The sequence below is a fragment of the Pseudoscardovia radai genome, from assembly GCF_002259605.1.
Classification (GTDB): Bacteria; Actinomycetota; Actinomycetes; order Actinomycetales; family Bifidobacteriaceae; genus Pseudoscardovia; species Pseudoscardovia radai.
This window is the reverse complement of record NZ_MWWR01000023.1, coordinates 1-22,751: the sequence shown is the minus strand read 5'-3', so window position 1 is coordinate 22,751 and position 22,751 is coordinate 1. Positions and strand designations below refer to the sequence as shown.

The 22,751-nt window shown below is 64.3% G+C and carries 23 protein-coding genes and 2 tRNA genes; 15 read left to right on the top strand and 10 right to left on the bottom strand.

Translation table 11 applies throughout. The annotated features are described in order from the left end of the window. Positions 1–146 precede the first annotated feature (146 nt). The 7 genes from PSRA_RS08770 to PSRA_RS08740 form a co-directional block, all read right to left on the bottom strand. On the bottom strand, positions 147–608 hold the full coding sequence (locus PSRA_RS08770) for a Fic family protein (protein ID WP_094661514.1): 462 nt from the start codon (positions 606–608) through the stop codon (positions 147–149). Further along, a complete protein-coding gene (locus PSRA_RS08765) occupies positions 605–1,120 on the bottom strand; it encodes a Panacea domain-containing protein (protein ID WP_158216385.1) in 516 nt (171 codons plus the stop codon). The genes PSRA_RS08770 and PSRA_RS08765 overlap by 4 nt, the downstream gene beginning before the upstream one ends. Before the next feature lie 135 nt (positions 1,121–1,255). Next, positions 1,256–1,738, bottom strand: a complete 483-nt coding sequence (locus PSRA_RS08760; RefSeq protein WP_094661512.1) for an arsenate-mycothiol transferase ArsC — start codon at positions 1,736–1,738, stop codon at positions 1,256–1,258. 30 nt (positions 1,739–1,768) lie between these two features. Continuing rightward, on the bottom strand, positions 1,769–2,422 hold the full coding sequence (locus PSRA_RS08755; RefSeq protein WP_211280519.1) for a GNAT family N-acetyltransferase: 654 nt from the start codon (positions 2,420–2,422) through the stop codon (positions 1,769–1,771). A gap of 87 nt (positions 2,423–2,509) precedes the next feature. Beyond that, complete coding sequence (locus PSRA_RS08750; protein ID WP_094661511.1) at positions 2,510–3,832, bottom strand: ABC transporter permease; 1,323 nt, start codon at positions 3,830–3,832, stop codon at positions 2,510–2,512. After that, positions 3,819–5,141 (bottom strand): ABC transporter permease, encoded by a 1,323-nt coding sequence (locus tag PSRA_RS08745; protein WP_094661510.1) that lies wholly within the window; start codon positions 5,139–5,141, stop codon positions 3,819–3,821. The genes PSRA_RS08750 and PSRA_RS08745 overlap by 14 nt, the downstream gene beginning before the upstream one ends. Before the next feature lie 9 nt (positions 5,142–5,150). Beyond that, positions 5,151–6,182, bottom strand: coding sequence for an ABC transporter ATP-binding protein (locus PSRA_RS08740; RefSeq protein ID WP_094661509.1), 1,032 nt, complete (start codon positions 6,180–6,182; stop codon positions 5,151–5,153). A gap of 678 nt (positions 6,183–6,860) precedes the next feature. Between PSRA_RS08740 and PSRA_RS08735 the strand changes: the two genes are divergently transcribed. The 14 genes from PSRA_RS08735 to PSRA_RS08670 all read left to right on the top strand — a co-directional run bounded on the left by PSRA_RS08735 (position 6,861) and on the right by PSRA_RS08670 (position 18,178). Further along, the gene (locus PSRA_RS08735; protein ID WP_158216384.1) at positions 6,861–7,823 is read left to right on the top strand and encodes a sensor histidine kinase; all 963 of its coding nucleotides are present in this window, start codon (positions 6,861–6,863) and stop codon (positions 7,821–7,823) included. Positions 7,824–7,845: 22 nt separating this feature from the next. Next, complete coding sequence (locus PSRA_RS08730) at positions 7,846–8,610, top strand: response regulator transcription factor (protein ID WP_094661526.1); 765 nt, start codon at positions 7,846–7,848, stop codon at positions 8,608–8,610. 226 nt (positions 8,611–8,836) lie between these two features. Beyond that, positions 8,837–10,720, top strand: a complete 1,884-nt coding sequence (locus tag PSRA_RS08725; protein WP_094661507.1) for a DEAD/DEAH box helicase — start codon at positions 8,837–8,839, stop codon at positions 10,718–10,720. A 3-nt stretch (positions 10,721–10,723) separates the two neighbouring features. Further along, the gene (locus tag PSRA_RS08720; protein ID WP_245834965.1) at positions 10,724–11,392 is read left to right on the top strand and encodes a DNA-3-methyladenine glycosylase; all 669 of its coding nucleotides are present in this window, start codon (positions 10,724–10,726) and stop codon (positions 11,390–11,392) included. Between the two features lie 122 nt (positions 11,393–11,514). Then, on the top strand, positions 11,515–11,877 hold the full coding sequence (locus PSRA_RS08715) for a DUF488 domain-containing protein (protein ID WP_245834966.1): 363 nt from the start codon (positions 11,515–11,517) through the stop codon (positions 11,875–11,877). A gap of 269 nt (positions 11,878–12,146) precedes the next feature. Further along, a complete protein-coding gene (locus PSRA_RS08710) occupies positions 12,147–13,652 on the top strand; it encodes an MFS transporter (protein ID WP_094661505.1) in 1,506 nt (501 codons plus the stop codon). Between the two features lie 9 nt (positions 13,653–13,661). Beyond that, positions 13,662–14,132 (top strand): D-aminoacyl-tRNA deacylase, encoded by a 471-nt coding sequence (gene dtd, locus PSRA_RS08705; protein WP_094661504.1) that lies wholly within the window; start codon positions 13,662–13,664, stop codon positions 14,130–14,132. 144 nt (positions 14,133–14,276) lie between these two features. Beyond that, complete coding sequence (locus PSRA_RS08700) at positions 14,277–15,230, top strand: VG15 protein (protein WP_094661503.1); 954 nt, start codon at positions 14,277–14,279, stop codon at positions 15,228–15,230. A 91-nt stretch (positions 15,231–15,321) separates the two neighbouring features. Then, positions 15,322–15,403 (top strand) — tRNA-Tyr (locus PSRA_RS08695). Between the two features lie 138 nt (positions 15,404–15,541). Further along, positions 15,542–16,120, top strand: a complete 579-nt coding sequence (locus PSRA_RS08690; RefSeq protein WP_094661502.1) for a hypothetical protein — start codon at positions 15,542–15,544, stop codon at positions 16,118–16,120. 83 nt (positions 16,121–16,203) lie between these two features. Beyond that, a complete protein-coding gene (locus PSRA_RS08685; protein WP_094661501.1) occupies positions 16,204–16,509 on the top strand; it encodes a hypothetical protein in 306 nt (101 codons plus the stop codon). A 141-nt stretch (positions 16,510–16,650) separates the two neighbouring features. Further along, positions 16,651–16,947 (top strand): hypothetical protein, encoded by a 297-nt coding sequence (locus tag PSRA_RS08680; RefSeq protein WP_143516458.1) that lies wholly within the window; start codon positions 16,651–16,653, stop codon positions 16,945–16,947. After that, positions 16,940–17,305 carry a hypothetical protein gene (locus tag PSRA_RS08675; RefSeq protein WP_094661499.1) on the top strand — a complete coding sequence of 122 codons (366 nt, stop codon included), beginning with the start codon at positions 16,940–16,942 and terminating at the stop codon, positions 17,303–17,305. Before PSRA_RS08680 ends, PSRA_RS08675 begins: the two co-directional genes overlap by 8 nt. A gap of 339 nt (positions 17,306–17,644) precedes the next feature. Then, the gene (locus tag PSRA_RS08670) at positions 17,645–18,178 is read left to right on the top strand and encodes a crAss001_48 related protein (RefSeq protein WP_094661498.1); all 534 of its coding nucleotides are present in this window, start codon (positions 17,645–17,647) and stop codon (positions 18,176–18,178) included. 425 nt (positions 18,179–18,603) lie between these two features. On the opposite strand, the gene PSRA_RS08665 is transcribed toward PSRA_RS08670, so the two are convergent. Next, positions 18,604–18,677 (bottom strand) — tRNA-Ile (locus PSRA_RS08665). Between the two features lie 156 nt (positions 18,678–18,833). On the opposite strand from PSRA_RS08665, the gene PSRA_RS08660 reads away from it, so the two are divergent. Further along, entirely contained in the window at positions 18,834–20,720 is a 1,887-nt protein-coding gene (locus PSRA_RS08660; protein WP_094661497.1) for a hypothetical protein, read from the top strand. 191 nt (positions 20,721–20,911) lie between these two features. On the opposite strand, the gene PSRA_RS08655 is transcribed toward PSRA_RS08660, so the two are convergent. Both PSRA_RS08655 and PSRA_RS08650 read right to left on the bottom strand, forming a co-directional pair. Then, on the bottom strand, positions 20,912–22,051 hold the full coding sequence (locus PSRA_RS08655; RefSeq protein WP_094661496.1) for a 4-hydroxybutyrate dehydrogenase: 1,140 nt from the start codon (positions 22,049–22,051) through the stop codon (positions 20,912–20,914). Positions 22,052–22,140: 89 nt separating this feature from the next. Next, positions 22,141–22,751, bottom strand: a 611-nt coding sequence (locus PSRA_RS08650; protein ID WP_143516456.1) for an APC family permease, incomplete at its 5' end; no start/stop codon positions are given.

The following is a 22,751-nucleotide window of genomic DNA, read 5'->3' as shown; positions in this document are numbered from 1 at the left end:
CGTGCAGATTCCTTCGGAGTCGCCGAAGTCGGAGCTTACGAGTCGTTGTACGACTCCACGCCCCGCATCGGAGACTTTTTTGTTGTACTAATTCCAGATGGAATGCACATGCGGTGGGTTCTCAACCAGATGAGGAGAGTTCCCACCTACCGTGCATGGGATCGCAGGAATTCGGCAAATTCCGTTTCAGACGATTCATCTGCTACGAGTCGCTGAATCTGTCTGTATACCTCATTCTCTTGTGATGATGGTGAATCCAGCGCATCAATGGTGATGTTGCATTCCTTTAGCAAAGAGAAGCAGGCAATCATAGTGGTGCGCTTATTGCCATCGGCAAATATGTGATCTTTTGCAAGAAGCAAGGAGAAATGTGCAATTTGTGAAAACACGTCAGGGAAGAGTGCCGACGGTGGTTCCCCGAAGTGCTTGTCGAATGCAGCGCGGATGGCCGATTCCAGTCGACCAGAGATCATGTTCATTTTCTCTTGTGACATGGAATCGCCCAGTGAGAGCCCCCGCGTGCTAACGACAGAGGTGTGGATTTCGATGAGAGAGTCGGCGAGTGCAGTAATCTCCTCGTCTTGCATCAAAATCGCAGCGGAGTTCACGAATCCTCCAACAGTCGCAGTGTGTTGGAATATCGCGCCTTGGTCTCAATGACAGCATGGGCGAACGTCGCGCTGGCATCAAAGCCCTTGACATCGTCCGAGTCGAGGATGAGCTGCGGGCTGATGGTTGCGTTCTCGCCAGCTTTATACGTCTTCGACCATGCACAGCCTTTCCGATGAGAGAGCCGAACTAAGTCGAACGGGGAGAGCCAGCCATATTTTTCCCATGTTTTTTCCATGATGTGGTTCTCGCACTCGCTGAGCGTTGGGACGTGCGATTCGGGTGCGCGTACGGGCAGTCTGCCGTAATGCTTATAAGCGTGGTAGACGGCAGGGCACACTGGGCCGTATTCCCATGCCTGGATATCGTCGTCGAACAGCGTTTTGCCGTCTGTGCTAAGGGCGGTGACCTGCGCGAAATAACACAGTTTGTTCAACGACAGATTCGAAAGGGAAGCGTCGTTGCCATGGTGAGACACAAGCCATGCAGCGATGTCAAGCGAAGTAGTCATGCCAGCTCCCTTCCCGCAATGTTTTCCCGGTAGTGGCCTTGTTTGAGAGTGTTTGTTTCTCGTAAGACCCATGTACGCAACATTCTATCGGATGGACGAAACGACAGCCATAGTTCTTGTGGATTAGCTTGTAGCTTACTGAGCGGAGGGTCCCCCATACAGTTCGGGAATGTGCTGTACCAGAGAATCGATGCGTTCGATGCAGCGAAGAAAGTCCTCATCCGTGCCGCCCGTGGGATCGTCGAGCTCCCAATTGGCGTCGAAAGGCCGTCCAATGAAGGGGCACCGTACGCCGCAGCCCATGGAGATCGCGATATCCGGGCGCGGAATGTCGGCGATGAGCTTGGGGCGCTGGCCGCGGGCGGCCATGTCGATGCCGCGGCGCTCGAGTAGAAGGCGCTGCGCATCGGGGTTGATGGCGTTTTTGAGTTCGGTGCCGGCCGAGACGAAGGTGAAGCGGTCGAAGCCCGGCACGCCGCGCCGCGCGTAGTCGGTGGCGAGGGCTTCGGCAATCTGGCTGCGGCAGGAGTTATGCGTGCAGATGAACGCTACGACGAGTTTGCCGTCGTGCGGCGCGTTCGCTTGCCGGGATGGCGCGAAAATCGTGGTGTCTGCCATGGGTGTTCTTTCGGGTCTTTCGGCGCTGCGCTACAGAACGAGGCGCATCTCATGCCACGTCACGCCGCCGTGCGTGGAGTCCGACAGTCCTTCGTCCTGGAAGCCGAAGGAAGCATAGTAGTGCACGAGTCTGTCTTTGCAGGTGAGCACGAGCCCGCGCCGGCCGTGGCTCCGCGCGTCGTCGATGACATGGCGCAGCACCATGCCCGCGTAGCCGTGGCGGCGGAAGGCAGGGTGCGTGTCCACGCCGAAGATCATCTGCCACGCGCCGTCGGGGGAGTGCAGCGACGGGTCGTCGTACATCTCGTCGCGCAGATGCGGTTCGTCGGTGGCCATGCCGTTGACGAAGCTGAGAAGCGTCGGGGTGTTTCCGTGATGCGCCCGGTCGGCATCGCCGCTGGGAGTTGGTTCGATGCTTGTTGATTCGGCGCCTTCGGGTTCGATGCCTTCGAGCAGCCAGAAACAGTCGGGGTAAACGGCGATCCGTGCGGCGAGGGTGTCGCGGCTGGCCGCTTCGGCCGGCGGGAAGCAGGCCTGTTCCACGGCATCGAGCGCGTCGAGGTCGCCTGCGGTTGCGGTGCGCACGGGCAGAAGGCGCAGGGCGTCGGGCGATGAGGGGTTGGGCGATGAGGGGTTGGGCGATGCGACGGCGGGTTGTAGGGCGCCGGAATCGGGGGATGTCATGGCGCCATCGTACCGCGGCGGACCGTCGCACGGCAGACTTCGCATGCTGTGCGGTCGATGCGACCCGCTACTCGGAGCCGCGACGCGTCACGTCCGTTTGACACGCAGACGGTTCACCGCGAGGCCGACGCAGATGAAAACCGCGGAATAGAGCAGCAACAGTGCCGTGGACGATGCCCACGAGGAGACGCGCGGCGCATCGTCCATAACGCCCTGCCCGCCGAAGGAATCGTAGATTGCGGCGACGTACCACCAGCCGGGCAGCAGCTTCGCCACTGCCGTCACGCCCGCAGGCATGAGCCATTGGGGAAGCCATGCGCCCGACAGGAATGCCGACGCCAGACCGACGGTGTTGATGATGCCGTTGGCGGCGGGGGCCGATATGCCGAACTGTCCGAGGAGGAATCCGAAGCATACCGTCATCAGCGCGAACGTGAGCATGCTGACCACCGCCATGGCGAGCGAGGCAGGGTTGATCGCCGCAAGGCCGCCGTCCGCGGAGGCGCTGAAAGCGAGGGCGATAAGGAGGCAGCACAGCCACGCCACGATTCCGATGCCGCAGCACACGGCCAGCACTCCGAGCGCGATGCGATGCGCTGGCGCGGCGCTGGCGCGCAGACGGCGCATCGTGGCCGGCGTCTGGAACGCGGTGATGACGAAGGTGACGCCGAAGGCGATTGTCAGAATCAGGGAATAGATCATGGAGGTCGTCGCTCCGAGGAAGACGAGGGAGCTGGCGCTCGTGGCGGATGATGAGCGCGATGCATTGTCGTCGTTGGCATCAGAGGCAGTGCCGTTGCCGTCCGCGCTTTGCACGGTGATGGCGGGCGTCGCGTTGTCGTGCGAAGCGTCGAGCACAGTGGCGAAGGCATCGTCCGTCGTGTCGCACACGCCGGAGGCCAGTGCGGTGCGCGCCGATCCGACGAATCCGCTGATCTGCGTCTCCAGAAGCGTGGTTGCGGCGGACGGCGCCGAGACATCGTCGTTCGAGGCGAACTGGATGGCAGGCATGGCGCTGTTCTGCGTTGCGCCGGCCTGAGCCGCGCCATTGCGCGAGGCCGCGAGGAAATCGTCGGCATACCCCTGTGGCACGATGACCACGAGGTCAGCGTATCCGCTGGTGAGTGCGTCCTGAATGTCGTCGGTTGTGTCTTCGACCTTCACGATTGTGGCGGACTGCTCCAGGTAGGAGCGTATCGCGGTGCCCGCGGAATGGCCCGAGACGCTGTCGCGGTCGATGATGGCGACGGAGGCACGCGGCGGCATGTATTCGGTGACGGATGTATCCTCGTACGATTGCGAGACGTTCATGGCGAGCATTCCTGCGATGAGGCACAGGCCCAGCAGGCATCCGAGCAGGAGCGGAAGATTCGCGCGCAAGATGCGCCACGCTGTTTTACAGGTTTTCATAGCTGGCCCTCCTCAGTTCGATTCCGGCGATGGCGAGCCCGAGCACGCCCATGGCCAGGAGGATGATGGCGGTGCGCAGGAACGGTGCAAGGTTGTCGTAGTAGACAATGGCGTAGAACAGGTTGGTGACCTGCTTGACGGGGTTGAGATACTGGAGGGCGGGTGCGGCACGGTTCACGGAATCGGCGAACGACATGTTTCCGTACAATCCGGTGAACGCCGACAGCGCGAGCGTCACGATGATGCTGATGCCGATTTTGGCATTCAGCGTCACGCGCGGTATGGCGCCCAGCGCCAGCCCCAAGCAGCTTGATGTGCCAGCGGCGATGATGACCGCCGCCGCGGCGAGGATCCCTCGCCCCGCGAAACTCACGCCGATCACGAAGCGGATGAACAGCAGGTCCACGAGACCGCAGATGCTGGTCATCAGCCATGATGACAACAGTATGGAGGCGATTTTCGCACCGTGGGACAGCGGCGACGAGCTGATGCGTGCGCCGAGCGGCGACAGGTTCGCCTGGAGGCGCGTGATAGAGTCGCATGTCAGGGACATGGCCATCATGAGGGCCATTGCGAGGATGGCGATGTGGTAGCGGGCCATGGGCGTGGATGTGCGGACACCGGGGTAGGGAGCCGCCATGCTCTCGGCGTTCCCATCGGAGAGAAGTGCGGTGAACCACGCGGGGTCATTGAGCTTCGTCGGGTCGGTTTGCGCGGCGGAGGAAATCGCCTCCATGATGATGGCGGAACGTTCGTTGTATTGGCCGATGAGCGTTGCCAACGTGGTTAGCGACCACGCCTGTCCGTCGCTACCCGAGATCCGCGCCTGTGCGATGTCAGCGGCGGCTTTTTGCGACAGGGTCATCGTCAGGCGACCATCGGTGTCGACGCTCAGGTAGGCGAGCACGTCGCCAGTGCGCAGGAGTGACTGCGCGGCGGTAGTGTCGCTGACATCGGTGCGGGAGATTAGCAGGGGCAAAGATTTCGACGATTGCCCGGTTGGTGCGGCTGCATGGGTATGTGCGACACCTGATGTTGCGCCGGCGGCGCTTGGAGCGATGGTGCTGCCATTGACGTCGTCGGATGCGCCCGACAGCGCCTTGACGAAACTCTCGGCGCCGTAGGAGTCGCGCCACGCATCGTCAGTGACGACAGCGACCGGTGCCGTTTCCAGCACCGTGCTGCGTGCAACTGAACCGAACACCGCCTGCATGATTGATGACAGAATCAGAGGGAAAGCGATGATCCAGAAGAGTGTGGAGGGGTTACGGAGCGTCGCTTTCAGTTCGGTGACGAATGTGGTCCACACGGCGGCCTCCTATTCTTCGTCGGTGCTTCCGGAATCCCGGAGCGCCGTGCCGGTGAGGGCGAGGAACACGTCGTTCAGCGTGGGCGGCTGGGATGTGACATGGCCCGGGTGGATGCCTTCCGTTTGCAGGACATCAAGAATGTCCATGAGATTGTGGTCTCCGCGGGAGCAGCGGATTTCCAACTCATCGCCTTTGTCCTGGACGTTCTCCACGAATGGGAGTGCGGCGATTTTATGAAGAACGGCATCGGTTCGGTCAGGTGCGGTGATCGTGATGCGCTCGCCGGTCGCAACCATGCCTGTCAGTTCTTCCACGGTGCCGAGGGCGAGATGACGACCATGATCCATGATGAGGATGCGGTCGCAGATCTGCTGGACCTCCTCCATGTAATGGCTCGTGTACACGATGGTCGCGCCTTCGCGGTTGAGTCGCTGTATGCCTTCGAGGATGGCGTTGCGACTCTGCGGGTCGACGGCCACCGTGGGTTCGTCGAAGAAGATGAGCTCCGGCTTGTGTGCGATGCCGCAGGCGATGTTGAGTCTGCGCAGAAGGCCGCCGGATAGTTTCTTCGGGCGGAATTTGCGGTAGTTCCCCAGCCCGACGAATTCGATGGCCTCCTCCACGAGGTGTGCGCGGCGCTCGCGGTCCGGCACATACAGGGAACAAAAGTAGTCGATGTTCTCATACACCGTCAGTTCCTTGAACACCGCCACTTCTTGGGGGACCACGCCGATGCGTCGGCGCAAGTCGCGCGACGAGTCTGTCATGGGCTCGCCAAGGACGCGGATTTCGCCTGAATCATAGGTGAGAAGGCCCAGGATGCAGTTGATCGCCGTCGTTTTGCCGGATCCGTTGGGGCCGAGAAGCCCGAAAATCTCACCGGTGTGCACCTCGAGGTCGAGGGCGTCGAGGGCGAGCATGTCGTCGTAACGCTTCACCAGTCCATGGACCGACACCGCCAGGTCGGAGCGGTCCGACGCGGCACCTCTGGCGGGAGCCTTGGCATGTGCGGTGCTGCGGGATGTATCTGTGGTTTCCATGGTTCCATCGTGCCATCGATGGCACGTTCGACACGGATGACAAATGTCACTGTTTCCCCATTCCTTGGGAAACGATGACTTTCGTCACCTTCATCCGCCATGGGTGCGGAAGTATGATGGCATTGCGGCGTGATAGGCGTTTCCGCGCGCATCTACAATCCTCGATTTCCAGTCCCGCAGCCATCCCAGAAAGAGAAAGGACGAAGGATGAGCCGACCCAGCATCTCATGCCGTGGTGCCATGACGGGCTCGCGGCCGTTCTTCTCTCGGTCCGATTCGCGCCGTGTCCTCGCAGAGGCGGCGGTCCTGCTGTGTTGCGCGATCGGGGCGTGGCTCATGGCGCCGCCCGCGGACGGTATGTTCACGGTCTCGCTTGTCTCTGGGCTGACGGCGGTATGCGCCACGGCGATATGCGAATGGGCGACGCACCCGCAGACGGGGACGTGCGTCGTCGCGGCATGCGCTGTGGCCACGGTGCTTCTTCCAGCGGGCATGGAACCATGTGCACTGGCGTTCCTTCCCGTCGTGGCCGTGGATGCAGGACTGCAAGATTGCCGCAGACGGTTTTCACGCGACATGGATCGCGACGAGGCGCGATGGGAATCCCCATCGCTTCAAGGAGCCCTTGGCTATCTCCGGATCCATCGGGATGCCATCCTGTGCATGGCCGCTGGCGGCGTGGCGTTGGTCAGGACGATTCCGGCCGGCATCCCGTATTCGATGATTGGGACGATGGGCGTCGTCGCGTCCCTGTGCATCGGCTGGCAGCTGCAGGCGGTGACGGAACTCGAGAAATCCCTGCGTCGGCGCGAGGACGAGCACAGGATGCTGCGCCGTACCTCGATGGCCCGTCTGGCGGAGGCGGACGAGGCCCGTGACGAAGCGGTGCGCACGGCGCAGTTGCATGAGCGGACGCGCATCGCCAGGGACATCCATGACAACGTGGGGCACCTGCTGACACGCGCCATCATGCAGACGCAGGCTGCGGTGGCCGTGGAGGAGTCGCTTGGCGACGGCGACGCGGCGCAACGTGCCCGTGGCATCGCCGACACCTTGGACGAAGCGATGACGACGATTCGCCGCTCCGTCCATGATCTGGAGGATGAGGGGACGGATTTCGCCCAGCTGATGGAGTCGGCGGCCCACTCCCTTCCCTCACAGGCCCTGTCGGTCACTTTGAACGACTCCGTGGCATCCGCGCCCGCCCCGGTCGCGCGGTGCTTCGCCATCGCGATACGCGAATCGCTGAACAACGCTGTGCGCCACGGCGGAGCCCGCCACGTCACCATCGCCGTCAGGGAACTTCCCGCGCTCTGGCAGCTCGTTGTGCAGGACGATGGGCGCGTGGTCGCCGACCGACCGGAGGAATCGGCCGACCCGTCGAAGACGTCCGCCGTCGAAGGCTCGACGCGCCATGTCATCCGCGCCTATCGCCGCGACGTCACCCGGGGGATGGGATTGCACGACATCTCGGCGCGCGCCCAATCTCTGGGAGGGACGATGACCGCAGGGCCGGTGAAAACGGGCTGGCGTGTGTTCGTCGCCATTCCGAAGACGAGTTTCTTCTGCCCGGCTCCGGCGCGGGGCGTGGCCGCCGCCCGCCCGATGGCGAATTGCAGAGCAAGGAGGATCGATGTCTGACCAAGGCGCCGGGAGCCGTCCCATCAGCGTGGCGATCGCCGACGACGACTCCATCGTGTGCAGTTCGCTGGGCACGATTTTGGAAGCCACGCATACGGCGGTGGTCCTCTGGTCCGCGCGCAACGGCGCGGACGCCCTCGCCCTGTACGGCCGCCGACGCCCCGATGTACTCCTCCTGGATGTCCAGATGCCGGGGATGGACGGCCTCGAGGCCGGACGGAAAATCATGGCCGAGACCCCCGACGCCCGCATCCTGTTCCTCACAACCTTCGCCGACCGCGGATACATCGACCAGGCGATTGCCCTCGGCGCTCGCGGATACCTCATCAAACAGGACGTCGCTTCCGTCGCTCCGGCGGTGAAGGCCGTGATGGCGGGGCAGGTCGTGCTGGGGGCCGAGGTGCTGGGGAAAATCGTCAACGGTCCTGCGGGGCACGGTCCGCAGGGGAGGATGGGTGGAAGCTCCGCTTCCGACGCTTCATGCGGCACGTCGTCGATCGGAGGCGGAACCGGCGCCGGCGGCGAAAGTGGCGGCGCGGACGGGGCGAACGGGGCCTATGGATCGGAATCCCTGCACGCCGGTTTCTCGGAACGCGACCGAGAGCTCATCGAGCTGATTGCGGAAGGATGGGACAACCACATGATCGCCGAGCGTCTGTGCCTTTCCGAAGGGACCGTGCGTAACCGCGTCACCCGTCTGCTGGACAGAGCCGGGTGCATGAATCGCACGCAGCTTGCCGTGATGTGGGTCGAGGAGAAAAACCGGAAGGGAGGCATGCCGAAGTGAATTCCGGGGGTCTGTGTTAACCTAAGAGACCTATGGTCCGTCTCATGGACCCCTTTTGTCACGAAAGATAGCAGTGTCTGCATTCCATTCATCGAAAAAATCAGCATCATCCCGTCGCGCCTCAGGACAGGGCGCACATCGCTCTCACGGCGGCAACGACCGCCGTTTCAACGGTTCGTCCCATCGTTCCGCGGGCCGCGGCTCGCACGCACCCAATTACGACATCATGCCCGAGGAGCCGCAGGCCGCGGAGTTCTCGGCGGACGAGATCTCGCACGACGCCGACCGCGCCGACCTCACCTTCGAGCAGCTCGGCGTGCCCGGCCGCCTCGTGAACGTCCTTGCGGACGACGGCAAGATTGTGGCGTTCCCCATTCAGGCCGACACCCTGCCCGATTCCCTGAACGGACGCGACGTGCTCGGCCGCGGTCGCACCGGCTCCGGCAAAACCCTCGCCTTCACCATTCCGCTCGTCGCACGCCTCGGCGAAGGCGGCACCGGGGCCTCGGCCATGCGCGAGTTCAAGCGTCTGCGCGAACGCGAACACGAACCCGGCGCCGAGCGACTCCCGCATCCGCGCGGCATGGTCCTTGCCCCGACGCGCGAGCTCGTCAACCAGATCGACGACGTCATCAAGCCGCTCGCCCGCGCCTACGGCATGTCCACCGTCACGATTTACGGCGGCGTGAACCAGAAGAGGCAGGTGGCTCGTCTCAAGGCCGGCGCCGATATCATCGTGGCGTGCCCCGGCCGCCTTGAGGACCTTCTGGGCCAGAAGCTGCTGTCTCTTGCTGCCGTCGAGGTCTCCGTGCTCGACGAGGCCGACGAGATGGCCGACATGGGCTTCCTGCCCGCCGTCACGCGCCTGCTGGGCCAGACCGATCCGAATGGGCAGCGCATGCTGTTCTCTGCGACGCTTGACCACGGCGTGGACAAGGTGGTGGAGGAGTTCCTCCACGATGCGAAGGTGCACGCGGTGGCCGATTCCGACGAGCCCGTCGACACGATGACGCATCACCTGTTCAGCGTGTCGCGCGGCAACAAGTACGAGGTCATCCGCGCGCTGGCCAGTGGCAAAGGCAAGAGCATCTTCTTCACACGCACCAAGTTCCAGGCGCAGAAAATGGCCAAGAAACTTGTGCAGCAGGGCATCCCCGCCGTGGATCTGCAGGGCAACCTGTCGCAGAACCAGCGCGACCGCAACCTCTCCGCCTTCACCGACGGCCTCGTGCGCGTGCTTGTGGCCACCGATGTGGCGGCGCGCGGCATCGACGTGAGCGGCGTCAAGCTCGTGGTGCAGACCGAGCCGCCGCAGGATTCCAAGTCGTTCCAACATCGCTCCGGCCGCACTGCCCGCGCGGGTGAGTCCGGCGACGTGGTGACGCTTGTGCTGCCCGAGCAGGTGCGGTATGCGAAGTCGCTGATGCGCCGTGCCGGCATCGAGGTCGAGCCGCAGGAGGTGGTGCCCGGAAGCCCTGCCATCGAGGAGCTCGTGGGCGAGCCCGCGCCGACCGTGGAGAACTGGACTCTCGCCGGGGCGCGTGAGAAAGAGCAGGAGGAGCGCAAGGAGCTCGAGCACAGGCAGAAGGCGGCCGCACGCCGTCGTTCCCGCGCCGCCCGCCGTGAGGCGATCGCCCGCGGCGAGGAGCCCGAGGCGTCCGATGAGGGCCGGCCACAGGGCAAGCGCCATCACAAGGATGCGCGCTTCGCCGATTCCGCCTCGGCGCGCCGTCGTGGCGGCGGGCGCGGCAATGCGCACCACGGCCGCGAGCGCGACCCGCGCTACCGCGAGGACAGGTGGAGCGATGATGGTCCGTTCATCGCGACCGAGCGCGACAATGGGCGGTCCGGCAATCGTTTCGATTCCAAGCGTTCCGCCAACCGCACGAATGGCCGCGCGAACGACCGCTCCGCCGGCAAGCGGGGCCGTGTCAAGCGCACGGAGAACCCCTTCGAATACCAGGAGCGCCGCCAGGGCCGCCGCGACGACCGCCACGCGGGCGGCTACCGTGGCGGGAACGGCGGGAACGGCGGAAAAGGCGGCAACAGGCGCTCCGCATCGTCGGGTCACTTCTCGCAGCGCGGCGGCCGGCGTTACGGGTCGCGGTAGGTCATGATGGCATACGATGGCGCCGCGTCGCTGCCCGAATCGCGTTCGTCCGCAGATCCGCGCGAGCAATACGCCGAACGGGCGGCGATCGGGCTGCTCGGCAGCCTCATCGTGCGCGATTTCCCGGACGGGACGCGCGCCGTCGTGCGCATCGTGGAAACCGAGGCCTATGACCAGCTCGACCCGGCGAGCCACACATACCGCGGCCGAACGGAGCGTAACCGCGCCATGTTCGGCCCCGCGAACCACGCGTACGTGTATTCCATCTACGGAATGCACCATTGCATCAACGTCACCGCCGGGCCGGACGGCTTCGGCTGCGGTGCGCTGATCCGCGCGGCGCAGCCCATCGAAGGGCGCGATGTTCTGGCGCACCACCGCTACCCGGCGTCCGACGGCACGCTCACCGCCGCGCAGAGGCGCAACCTCACCAACGGCCCGGCGAAGCTATGCCAGGCGCTTGGCATCGGCATGGATCTGTACGGGCACGATATGTCCCAGCCGCCGCTGCGCATCGTGCCGTGCGGTCTCGAGGCGGGGGAGAGCGTCGCCCGCACGCCGCGCATCGGCATCCGCAAGGCTGCCGACCGCCTGCGCCGTTATATCATCATGGGAAATCCCTGCGTCACGCCGTCGCCACTCAACGCCGGTGCGCGGGACATCGAGAACTGAGAATCGAGAACCTAAGGATCGATATGTGCAAGGATTCCGAATCGTCTGCCGTGGATTCCGCCGAAGCACTCGTCGACACACCTGTTGGAGCACGTGCCGAAGCGCCCGGTGACGCACCTTTCGTGGCCATCAAGCGCGCCTATGAGGAGCCGGCGGATGCCGACGGCGCGCGCATCCTCGTCGACCGCATGTGGCCGCGCGGCAAGTCCAAGGCCACGGCGCGCATCGGGGCATGGGCGAAGGACGTCGCGCCGTCCAAGGAGCTGCGCACATGGTTCGCGCATATCCCGGAGCGTTTCCCGGAATTCGCCGAGCGCTACCGCGCCGAGCTCGACGCGAATCCCGACGGAGTGCGCGAACTCGCCGACGCGATGGCGGGCAACGAACGCGTCACGCTGGTCTATGCGGCCAAGGACCCCGACCACAACAACGCCGTGGTGCTGCGCGACTGGCTCGTCGACCGCGGACTCGCACGTCGGGCGTAAGGGACGGCGCGGAATGGCACGGTCCAGACCGTCCGACTAGAGTCGGGTCCCGTCGAAGTCGCTGCGCTGGACGGGTGCATCCGCGGAATCGGTATCCGCGGAACCGGTATCCGTGGGATCGGCCGGCCGACCGCGCCGCCGCCGGGAACACACGGCCGTCCCCGTCCGGATCCGGGGCCGAACGCCGCCGGACCGAGCCGGACCAAGGCCAGGCCGTCGCCCCGGGCAAGCGGGAATCGTACCCTCCCAGTGAAAGAGACACCGGACATATGCCATCCACGGAACCCTCCGCATCCCACTATGCAACCTCATCCGCGCCCGCGTCATCGTCCGCGCCCGCGCATGTGCCGTGGCGCACGAAATGCGCCATCGTATCCATCGGATTGCTCACGTTCGTCGGCATCCTTACCGAAACCTCGATGAACGTCACCTTCCCCACGCTGATCGGGGAACTCGGTGTGTCGCTCGCCACCGTGCAGTGGCTCACCACGGGCTACCTGCTGCTCGTCACCATCGTCATGAGCACCACGGCCTGGGTGCTTAAGCGCTTCGCCCCGCGCGCGCTGTTCCTCTTCGCGCTCGCCGCCAGCGCCATCGGCGTGGGACTGTGCCTCGTCGCGCCGAGCTTCCCGCTGCTGCTCGTCGGCCGCATGGTGCAGGCATGCGCCACAGGCATCGCCACTCCGTTGATGTACCAGCTCATCTTCATGCGCGTGCCGTTGCGCCGGATTGGCTCCTACGTGGGCTTCGCCAGCATCATCATTTCGCTCGCACCCGCCCTCGGGCCCACGTACGGCGGAATCATGACAAGCGTGTGGTCGTGGCGCGCCATCTTCGTGGGTGTGCTGCCGGTGCTCGTGGTCGTGGCTGTGCTCGGCGCCATCAGCGTGCGCGGCGAGGCACCCGGCGTGGGGGATCGGCGTTTCGACATCATCGGCGTCGCGCTTCTCGCCGCGCTGTTCACGATGGTGCTGCTCGCGTTCAGTGCCGCCGGCCGCGGCGGATGGGGCGCGCCGACATTCTGGATCGACCTGGCCGTCTGCGTGCTTGTGTGCGCGGCGCTCGCCTGGCATGCGGCGCACGGGTCCCGGCGCGTGTTCGACTACTCGATCCTGCGCATCCGCATGATTCGCTTGCGTCTGTTCGGGTATTTCGGACTGCAGTTCACCAACATCGGTCTGTCGTTCGTGTTGCCGTTGTTCGTGCAGAACGTGTTCGGGGCCACCGCCATGCAGGCCGGGCTCATGCTGCTGCCGGGCGCCCTGCTCGGAGCCGTCGCCTCGCCGATCGCCGGCCGCATGTACGACCGCCGCGGCGCGCGCAGGCCGCTGCTGGTCAGCATCTCGTTGGTGATTGTGGCGCTCGCGTTGTTCCTCGGGCTCGTGCCGTCGCTGACCGTGGCGCTCGTGGGCGTGCTGTATACGATGCTGCGTCTGGGTTTCAACATCGGCTTCGGCGTGACGATGTCGGATGCGAGTGCGCAAGTGCCGCCGCGACTCAAATCCGACCAGAACTCGTTGTTCTCCATGATGCAGCAGTTCGCAGGCTCCTTCGGAACCGCCGTGATGTCGGCCGTGATCTCCGCCCGGATGCTGGGTGCCTCGACCGTCGATGCGACGGTGACGGGCAGCCGTGTGGACTTCGCGATTCTGCTGGTGCTCGGCGCGTGCATGCTGGCGACGATCGTGGTGTCGTTCCGTGCGGCGCGTGCACGTGCGGCGGCGACCGGGACGGGTGCGTCGGGCGCGGCGGATGCGGGGCGGCGGACGCGATAGAGTGACGGCATGAGAATCGTATTGCAGCGTGTCAACGAAGCCAGCGTCGACGTGGTGGACCCTGCCACCGGCGAGGCCGACCCCACATTCGAAAAACAAAGCATCGGCGCGGGCTATGTGCTACTCGTCGGCGTATGCGACGACGACGGGCGGGACGACGTCGACTGGCTTGCGCGTAAAATAGCGAACCTGCGCGTTTTCGAGGACGCCGACGGGCGCATGAACGATTCGATTGCGCAGCACGGCGGCAGCATCCTGTCGATCTCGCAGTTCACGCTCTATGGCTCCGTGCGCCACGGCAACCGCCCCAGTTTCGTGGCCGCGGGCGAGCCGGAGCATGCCCGGCGTGTGTGGAATGCGTTCAACGATGCGCTGCGCGCGCAGGGGCTCGAGGTGAAGGAGGGGCGCTTCGGCGCGCATATGCGCGTCCGGCTTCTCAATGATGGCCCCGTCACCCTTACCATCGATACGCGGGAGTAAGCGGAGGCGGTCAGGCGGGGAGTGCCGGGGAGAGACGGGGAGAGCATGAACCCTCTTGGACGGTTTCCTGTTTTCCCGGCCCCGTCGTTTGCGGCGGGGCTTTTGTATGTCCGGGGGAAGTCCGGAAAATAATGGCTGCGGCAGATGGCGGTGCATGCGGCGCAGCGCCGGCAGATGGCGGACATCGCCGCGGACCCGACGCGGCGCCCCAGGTGGGCGCGCGTGCCGCGCGGCCGCGTGACGTGCGCGTTCTGCACGATGCTCGCCGGCCGCGGATTCGTCTACACATCCGAGGAGGCGGGCGGCGGCCTGGGCAATGTGTATCACGCGCATTGCGATTGCGAGCCGGTGCCCACATGGGGCGAGGCAAAGCTCACTGGGTATGATCCGGGCAGGCTGGACGCGATCTACCTGCAGGCGAAGGCGGGGCTTCCAGCCGGCGCGTCGTACCGTGACGTGCTCTCGCGCATGCGCGCGAACGGCGGCGTCGCGGACTCCCCGGCCGTGCCGGGCGGTGGAAGCGGCGGGAAGCCGCCAAAGCCACCCAAGGGCACGGCGGCGGCAGCTCCGGAGCCGGACGAGCCGAAGGTGCCGCATTCGCCGGGCGAGTCGCGGATCCTGTCGATGCGTGGCGTGTCTGGCGTGTCCGACGTGGAGTGGTTGGAACGGCAGAAGGCCGCCGGTGTCGACCCGTCGCTCGAGGTGCTTTACTCGCACGAGACCGTGTTCCTCGAACGGTTCGAGGCATTGGGCAACCACGTCCGGTGGATACCCAAGGACAAGGTCGACGCGACCGCGACGAACGATTTCGAATGGCTGGAGGCTGGTGAACTGTGCGAACTCAAGTCCATGACGAGCACGAAATACCAGCATATTGCGAAGCGAATCAGCGAGTCCGCCGCCAGCGCGATGGACAACCACGGCGTAGTGAAAGACTGCAAAGACTGCTACGTGATTGACATCGGTCATGCGCGCATGTCCGACAAGCTGGCCAGCCAGTTGGTGGCCTACAACGTGCGGCATCCTGACCAGAAGACGAGGATCCGGCGTCTATTCGTCATGGACGCCGACGGGCTGCATGAGATAGGGCTCAAATGAATAAGGTCCGAAGCACCCCTCCGTTTTCCGTATTTTATTTCAATACCACAGAGGACCTCGGACCTTGTTCGACAAGTATATCACGTTTTTTGGTGGTTTGCCTGAGTGGTCGAAGGGGCCCGGCTGTAAACCGGGTGCATGATGCCGCGCTGGTTCGAATCCAGCAGCCACCACGACTGGCCGTCTTCGGGCGGCTTTTCTTTTACCGATCCCGGCGGATTCTGCTGGGGTTTTGTGTTTTTGGCCGGGGCCAGTGCCCTACACGCGGGATCCTTCTCCATACACCACTCCGCGCGCCATGGTGCGATTCCATGGCCGGCCACGAGACCAGTCCGCCGCACGGCGACCCGGACACGGCGATCGATTGGAAGGAGTTTCCAGCGGATTGGGGCGAGCGGACCATACTCAGGGCGTGCGCCCAGGCAGTGCAGCTGCCGGAAGTGACGGCCAGCATTGAGAATCCCAAGGAATTGTGCAAGGACACAACTATTGGCGTCGATGGCGTTTCGCTCCTCGTCCGGGTATCGTGGTCAGGGAAGGTCGGTGAGCGGCATATCACGTCGTTCTTCCCAGCCGTCGAAGGGAGATGGCACGGCATGTACACCATAAAGGAGACGGACGAGATGGCGCACAAGCTGACACTGGCCTTGTGCGATATCATCGAGCAAAGCGATTTCGATGACGCTCGATACACTGTTGATGTCTGCCGCGGCCTCGTGGACGAAGACGAGGGGGCGGCATTGGAAATGGCCTCGTCTTACATGGAGATGCATGATATCGATCCGTCGCCGGCCATGGAACAGGCACGCCGATATGACAGGGCGCTTGGATACGATCATTATGTCATCGAGCAGCTGGAAGGCATTCTCGAGAGAATCGGCAAGGCCTGAGCCCAAGTCCTTCCTTCATGATGATAGACGGCAAGGATCTGGACATCCCCATTATCCGCAGGCTGTGCGAGGAGGCGACATAAATGATTACATATGAGCAGGCGTGCGACATCGCCGCCTCGGTGTTCCCTGGAGCTGTGTTCTCGGCGGCCTTCGAATACCCCGGTGGCTGGCATTTCAATGTCGAGTCCAAGGGGTGGACCACCGACCAGGTTCCCAACGAGTTCGGTGCCGCCGTCATCGTCCACAAGTCCGACGGCGAGTGGAAGTACTTCGACGTCGGCAACCCTGAGTTCTTCGACGTGCTCGAGCAGAGCAAGCGAGTCCCCTTGCCGGAGAAGTACGCGGCCATGATCCGCCCCAATGGCGACGCCGGCCGGACCGCCTAGCCGTCTCATATTCCTCTTATGTATTCCAGCCGCCTTCGGGCGGCTTTTCTTTTCCGTGCCCCGTCGTCCGACGTGGCGCAGGGCTTCCACGTGCACGGGACCACATGCAGGGGCCTGTGCGCGCATGAGACGGCCCATGCCATGGAGTGGAAGGCGCTGCGCGACGCTAACAGTGATGCGGCGGCACGTGACGTTTTAGCCGAATGGATGTCGGACAGCTATTGCGGGTTCGGGAGCGAAACGCTTCGACTGCTTGCTGGGAACGGTATCGATGATTTTGAAGACATCAGGCCATTGATAAGTGGCTATGCGGCGACGAACGGCCACGAGCTTGTCGCGGAGGCGTTTGTCGACGTGCTCTACAATGTGGACAACGCTTCCCCGCTGAGCGTGGCCGTTGTGAGGGAGAAGATAGACAGGAGGGCAGTCGGTGGGTAAGAAGAAGCTTCCTCCGATTCCGGAGCGTGACGAGTTCATGAAGCACTGCACGCCCGCCATGTTGGATGAGTACGAGTCCATGAATTTTGGCGACGATTCCGAGTTCGCTTGGGCATGGAACGATGACATGACCAGACCTGTGGTGGTGTGGCGGGCGACCGGCGAACCGGCACGGAACAAGGAGGGACATGCTTTTGCCAGCATGGAACCGTTCTCCCTCAGCGATCCGCTGATGTCGCAGATTGGCACGAAATGGCCGACCATGACGGAGCAGATGCGGGTGTTCATCACAGGGGACCCTAAGATGGCCTCCACACGTCTGTCTCCGCCGCCGAAAGGTCAAGCAACAGGGGAGTGACACGCCCTGTTTTTGAGTTTCTTAGAGCCGCCTTCTGGCGGCTTTTCTGTTATTTGGCCCCGTCGTGTGGCGGGGCTTTCGCATATCCGAAGGAGGACACCGATGGGTGTTGTCGATGTTGTGGACGGGGGGCCGTGCGCTGGTATGCGCGCTCCGCGCTGGGAGCGGAGTATGACGGACGGCTCGGTGACAAGGTTTAGAAGATAAAAAGAGAGCGGCCCAGACACCAGTGAGTTAACCCAGGTAGGAATCCGCTCTAAGAACATCATATCGCATTTTCAACTAATCCTTGCCCGTGCCGTCTGGCGCGGGCTTTCGCATATCCGAAGGAGGGCGCCGATGGGTGTTGTCGATGTTGTGGACGGGGCCGTGCGCTGGTATGCGCGCTCCGCGCTGGGAGTGGAGTATGGCGATGGGGTCGCCGTGCTGGTGAAGTCGTACACGTACCTTCTGGGCGCGTGGTCGTGCTTCGCCATCACGGACGACCCGGCGGACGACCGCCTGTACGAGGTCACGAGAGACGCGTCCGGCGGCGTGCGCGTCAGGCATTACGATGCGGCCCCCGACCGCGTGTACGAGCCGGAGGAAGGAAAGACGTCTGAAAGGAAGAAGGTTGGGGTCATGTCTGATGACATTCCCGGGTATCTGATGCGCATGGTCGGCGAGTACAGGGAGCTCGTGGGCAGGAAGACGCGGCTTGCGGACTACAGGGCTTTGCATTTCCGCGAGTTGGAGGAGTCCGGCGAGGAGGAGCTCATGTCCGATCAGGAGTATGCGATCCGCGAGTATGCGGACGTGCTGATGAAGCGCCTCCGCTTCCACCTGGGCGACCGTGCCGCGGAGATCGTCGCCGACGGCCACCGGGAGTCCTGAAGCACCGTGCCCCGTCTATGCAGGCGGGGTGTTTGGCTGTCGTGTAGTGCGCGCGGGGAAGCCCATGTCCCTGTGTCCGGGTGCGATTCCCGGGATGGCCCGATGGCGTGTGGCCGCATGGCCGGCGCAATGGCGCCAGACGGTCCTCTCCGGGTGTTCGATACGTCCGGGCTGAGTGCATTTCGAGGTTTGTGGGGTCGTTTTCGGGGGTGTGTCGGGTAGAGATGCCTCGAAATCGTTGAAACTGCGTCATGGCTTTCGTTCTCGGGACCCCACAAACCGGCAGATAATTTCTCGAACACTTCCGGAGGGCTTTCCGGCGCCTTCGATCAGCGCCTCGCCGGCATCTCGCCAATACCCCGAAACCCAAGCAACCGCAATGAAAAGACCCCGCGACCGGTGCGGCCGCGGGGCTTCGTGAATCGTAGGGCCGCTGGGACTTGAACCCAGGACCAACGTCTTATAAGGACGCTGCTCTAACCGACTGAGCTACGGCCCCATCCTTGCATATATTACACATGCGCCGCCCCGCATGTGCGCTGTGCCCTCGAGCCCTGCCTTCGTGCGCCGCCCCAGAGCCCGACCCCACGCCCGCCAGGCGTGGGTATCATGGCTGTATAGAGAAACCACACCGGCAAAGAAGAGGGAGGATGCGATGTCACAGAACGACAACGCGGATCCATACACGAACGGCGCCGGAACGGAGGCGGCCGGCGGGTCTGGTAGCGCGCGCCCGCGCCATGCTGCGCCATCGCCGGAGGAGACGATGCGTTTCGATCCGCTGGCTGAACAGAATGCCGCGGTTGCGCAGCCCTACGCCTCTCCCGCCTCGCAAGGCTCCGCCCCCTATGATGCGCACTTCGACGCTCCCGCCCATGATGCCTCCGCCTATGATGTCTCCGCCTATGATGCCCCTGCCTATGATGCCCCTGCCGCAGCACCGCGGCATGCGCCGGCGGATCAATCGTGGGCCGTACCCTCCCAGCCGACGCAGGCCCTGCCGACACAGCCCATGCAATCGCGCACCGTGCCTCCGACGCGGCCGTTGCCGCAGGGGCAGCCGACGGTGGCGTATACCGAGCGCATCGCGCCGCTGCCGGAGAGATCCGACGACGGCACCGAATACACCAGCGCCGACGCGTTCGACCTCGAGTCGGCGCGGCGCTACGCCACGGAAACCATGGCTTTCGCCGACCGCCCGTCGGTGCTTCCGTCGTCGCAGGCCTCCGCCTCCCGTGTTCCAGCATCCCGCGTTCCGTCGTCGCAGATTCCGGGTGCGGGCTCCGTGCCGCCGTCCGAGGCCGAGACGCAGATCCTCGACCCGTTGTCCGTCAACGGCGCGGCATACGGCGCACCGGGCGGCAGTCGCGTGAACCCCGCTTACGTCGCCGCGGCTGCCTCCGCGATGCCGCCAACCGCCGCGATGCCCCAGGTCTCTGTCGCACGCACGCCACGGTCGGCGCAGTCGCAACGCGTCACATCGTCGCAGACACCGCAGTACGCCGGCGGCGCCGCGGACGCTTCCCTCGCCACCAGTTACCCGACGGAGGCATATGGCTCGGTGCTGCCCGCTGGCTACGCCGATTCCGACGATGACGATGACGCCATCTCCGCCGCTGCCAACGCCGCCTCCAATGCCTCCGACGGCTCCTTCGGCTCCGTGGACGCCTCCGCTAACGATGGCGACGACGGTGAGGGCAACGGCTCCAAGAAGCACTCCGCCGGCAAGGTCATTGCCATCGTCGCGGCAATCGCGCTGATCGGCGTGGGCGTCGGCTACGGCCTGAGCCGCATGCGTTCGGACGGTGCATCGTCGGGCGAATCGTCATCGTCGAACTCCGGCAGCGCCTTCACCGACTGCCAGAACTCCATGACCGCCTACAACAACTCGCGCGACCGGTGGAACAGCGTGGTGTCAAGCGCGGCATCGGCCTCCTCCGTCACCGCCGACCAGGTGCAGGACGCCTCGACCGTCGACAACCTCAAGCAGGCGCTCGCCGCCACGGTGCCCGGCCTCACGCAGTGCGACGCCTCGATGAGCGATGATCAGCTCAAGCAGGTCACGGATCTCAACAACACCGCCTCCGACACGCTCCAGGCGAACGCCGATACGGTTACGTCCGCCGCACAAAAGGTGACGGATTCCAAGTCCGCGAAGGATTCCGCCGATGCCGCAGCCCAGCAGCAGGCACAGCAGCAACAACAGCAGCAGGAGGCCGCGGCATTGGCGGCGGCACAGGCGTCGCTGAAGTCGCAGATCGCGGCGGCGAACGCGCAGCTTGCCACCGCCACGTCGGCTCTCGGCGCGAATGACGCGGATGTGGCCAAACTCCAGCAGCAGGTGGCGGAAAGCCAAAAGCTGCTCGACGATGGCAGCGCCGACACATCGTCGTTGACGGACCACGCCACGCAGCTTCAGAACCAGGCGGCGGTGGTGCAGAAGAAGGTGCAGGAGGCGAGCGCCGCGAAGCCGACGGCCGAGCCGAGCGCCAGCGCATCCGCGACGACGGAGCCTTCCGCCGAGCCGAGCGCCAGCGAGTGACCGGCCAATAACCGGCCGGCGGCTGATTGATACAGAGCGTCTGTACATAACACGAGGGTGCGCCCCCATCGGGGACGCACCCTCGTCACATCACACCTGCGGTCGCGCCGCAATCGTGGCCGCAATCGTGGCACCCGCAGCACCGCGCCGCCACCGCAGCAGCCCGCGCCGCCACCGCACGCCCGGCTCACTCAGTACAGCTCGGTGAAGATCTTGAGCACGCGGTCGTAGTCGAGCGGCACGAAGTTGTTCTTCATGAGGCGGTGCTGCGTGGTCATGACGCGCTCCGTGAACTCGGGCAGGTCCTCGCGCGTCACGCCGTACTCGTGCAGCGCCTTCTTCGGCAGCAGCTGGTTGATGAGCTTCTCCAGCTCGTCATACACCACGCTCACGTCGCAGCCGAGGATGTCGGCGATGAACTGGTTCACCTTGGCGATTTCGCCGTCCGACTTGATCTCCATGTAGTTGCGCAGCACGCCGGTGAACATGGCGTAGTTCGACTCGCCATGCGGCACATGGTACTTGCCGCCCAGCTGGTAGCTCAGCGCATGAACGGCCGCGCAGCCGCCGGTTTCGAAGCTCAGGCCCGCGTAGTCGGAGGCGATGAGGAAGTCGCTCATGAGCTCGTTGCGCTTGGCACGGCGCTCCTCGGACCCCGCGTGGCCTGCCTCGGCAATCTGCTTGTAGCCGCTGATAATCATCTTCATGGCCTCGTAGCCGAACAGCTTGGTGTACGGTGTGGCGTTCGGCGACAGCGTGGATTCCACGGAGTGCACGAGCGCGTCCATGGAGCTCGTGGCGAACACGTGGTCGGGCAGGCCGTAGAGCAGCTCGGGGATGAGCACGGCGTCGTCCGCGAACATCTCGGGGCTGGCGATGCCTGCCTTGCTGCCCAGGCGCGTGCGGTTGATGGCGGCGATCTCGGTCACCTCGCTGCCGGTGCCGCAGGTGGTCGGCACGAGCACGAGGCCGACGGTGCGCTTGTAAGAGGGCAGGTTGTCGATCACGTCGTCGATCGAATCGCCGCCCGCCACGGCCACGACCTTCGACATATCCATCACCGCGCCGCCGCCGATGGCGATGATGCGTTTGTAGTCGAACTTTCCGGCGTCCTGGATGATGGCGTCGATCATCTCGTCGGTCGGCTCCTGGCTGCCGTATTTGTCGACGGTCAGCACGTTCGCGCCGTTGAGCACGGGCTCGAGGAACTTCGACTTCACGAAGTCGATGGTGACGACGAGATCGTCGGGGCCGAGGGCGAATTCCTCGGCGAATTCCCTGACGGTGGGGAATTCGTGGATGTAGTTCGGTCCGGTGGTGAGCATCTTCATGGCGTTGCCTCCTGTGGGGCTGTTATGTGTTGGAGTTGTGGATTGGATTGGGTTTCGTTTGTGTTTGAGAAGCGACGTGCGGCGGCGCGTCACGCGGCGTCGGCGGCGTACTCCGGCGGATTGGTGCGGAAGCCCTTGGTGAGGAAGCCGAGGATCACGATGCCGATGGCGAGCCACGACAGGCCGAGGACGATGGCGTTCACGTCGAGGTGCATGAGCAGGTAGAAGCAGAAGAACGCACCGAGAAGCGGGAACACCACGTTGCGCGCCACGGAGCGCCCGTCGGTGCCGAGCTCGTCCGATCCGCCGTTGCGGCGGGACTTGGCATACGCCACGATAAGCGAGACGTTGACGAGCGTGAAGGAGGTGAAGGCTCCGAAGTTCACGAAGGAGGTGGAGGTGGCCACGTCAAGGGACAGCGCGATGAGGCCGACGGCCGCGATGATGAGGATGCACGGGACCGGGGTGCCGAAGCGCTTGCTCAGGCGGCCGAACACCTTCTTCGGCAGCACGCCGTCGCGGCCCATCACGTACATGAGGCGGGAGGCGCTGGCCTGGGTGGCGATGCCGGAGGTGAACTGGCCGATGCACAGGCCGGCCACGAACACGGAGGTGAACAGGTTGCCGCCGATCGTCATGGCGATCTCATAGGCGGCGGCTGAGGAGTCGACGAAGGCACCGCCGGGGTGCACGAGCTGCG

What these genes read in the sequence shown, in the direction of transcription:
- PSRA_RS08765 (WP_158216385.1), bottom strand. Translation starts at nt 1,120, where the DNA reads ATGACTACTTCGCTTGACATCGCTGCATGGCTTGTGTCTCACCATGGC.
- PSRA_RS08760 (WP_094661512.1), bottom strand. Translation starts at nt 1,738, where the DNA reads ATGGCAGACACCACGATTTTCGCGCCATCCCGGCAAGCGAACGCGCCG.
- PSRA_RS08755 (WP_211280519.1), bottom strand. Translation starts at nt 2,422, where the DNA reads ATGACATCCCCCGATTCCGGCGCCCTACAACCCGCCGTCGCATCGCCC.
- PSRA_RS08750 (WP_094661511.1), bottom strand. Translation starts at nt 3,832, where the DNA reads ATGAAAACCTGTAAAACAGCGTGGCGCATCTTGCGCGCGAATCTTCCG.
- PSRA_RS08740 (WP_094661509.1), bottom strand. Translation starts at nt 6,182, where the DNA reads ATGGAAACCACAGATACATCCCGCAGCACCGCACATGCCAAGGCTCCC.
- PSRA_RS08725 (WP_094661507.1), top strand. Translation starts at nt 8,837, where the DNA reads ATGCCCGAGGAGCCGCAGGCCGCGGAGTTCTCGGCGGACGAGATCTCG.
- PSRA_RS08720 (WP_245834965.1), top strand. Translation starts at nt 10,724, where the DNA reads ATGATGGCATACGATGGCGCCGCGTCGCTGCCCGAATCGCGTTCGTCC.
- PSRA_RS08710 (WP_094661505.1), top strand. Translation starts at nt 12,147, where the DNA reads ATGCCATCCACGGAACCCTCCGCATCCCACTATGCAACCTCATCCGCG.
- dtd (WP_094661504.1), top strand. Translation starts at nt 13,662, where the DNA reads ATGAGAATCGTATTGCAGCGTGTCAACGAAGCCAGCGTCGACGTGGTG.
- PSRA_RS08700 (WP_094661503.1), top strand. Translation starts at nt 14,277, where the DNA reads ATGGCGGTGCATGCGGCGCAGCGCCGGCAGATGGCGGACATCGCCGCG.
- PSRA_RS08690 (WP_094661502.1), top strand. Translation starts at nt 15,542, where the DNA reads ATGGCCGGCCACGAGACCAGTCCGCCGCACGGCGACCCGGACACGGCG.
- PSRA_RS08685 (WP_094661501.1), top strand. Translation starts at nt 16,204, where the DNA reads ATGATTACATATGAGCAGGCGTGCGACATCGCCGCCTCGGTGTTCCCT.
- PSRA_RS08680 (WP_143516458.1), top strand. Translation starts at nt 16,651, where the DNA reads ATGGAGTGGAAGGCGCTGCGCGACGCTAACAGTGATGCGGCGGCACGT.
- PSRA_RS08670 (WP_094661498.1), top strand. Translation starts at nt 17,645, where the DNA reads ATGGGTGTTGTCGATGTTGTGGACGGGGCCGTGCGCTGGTATGCGCGC.
- PSRA_RS08660 (WP_094661497.1), top strand. Translation starts at nt 18,834, where the DNA reads ATGTCACAGAACGACAACGCGGATCCATACACGAACGGCGCCGGAACG.
- PSRA_RS08655 (WP_094661496.1), bottom strand. Translation starts at nt 22,051, where the DNA reads ATGAAGATGCTCACCACCGGACCGAACTACATCCACGAATTCCCCACC.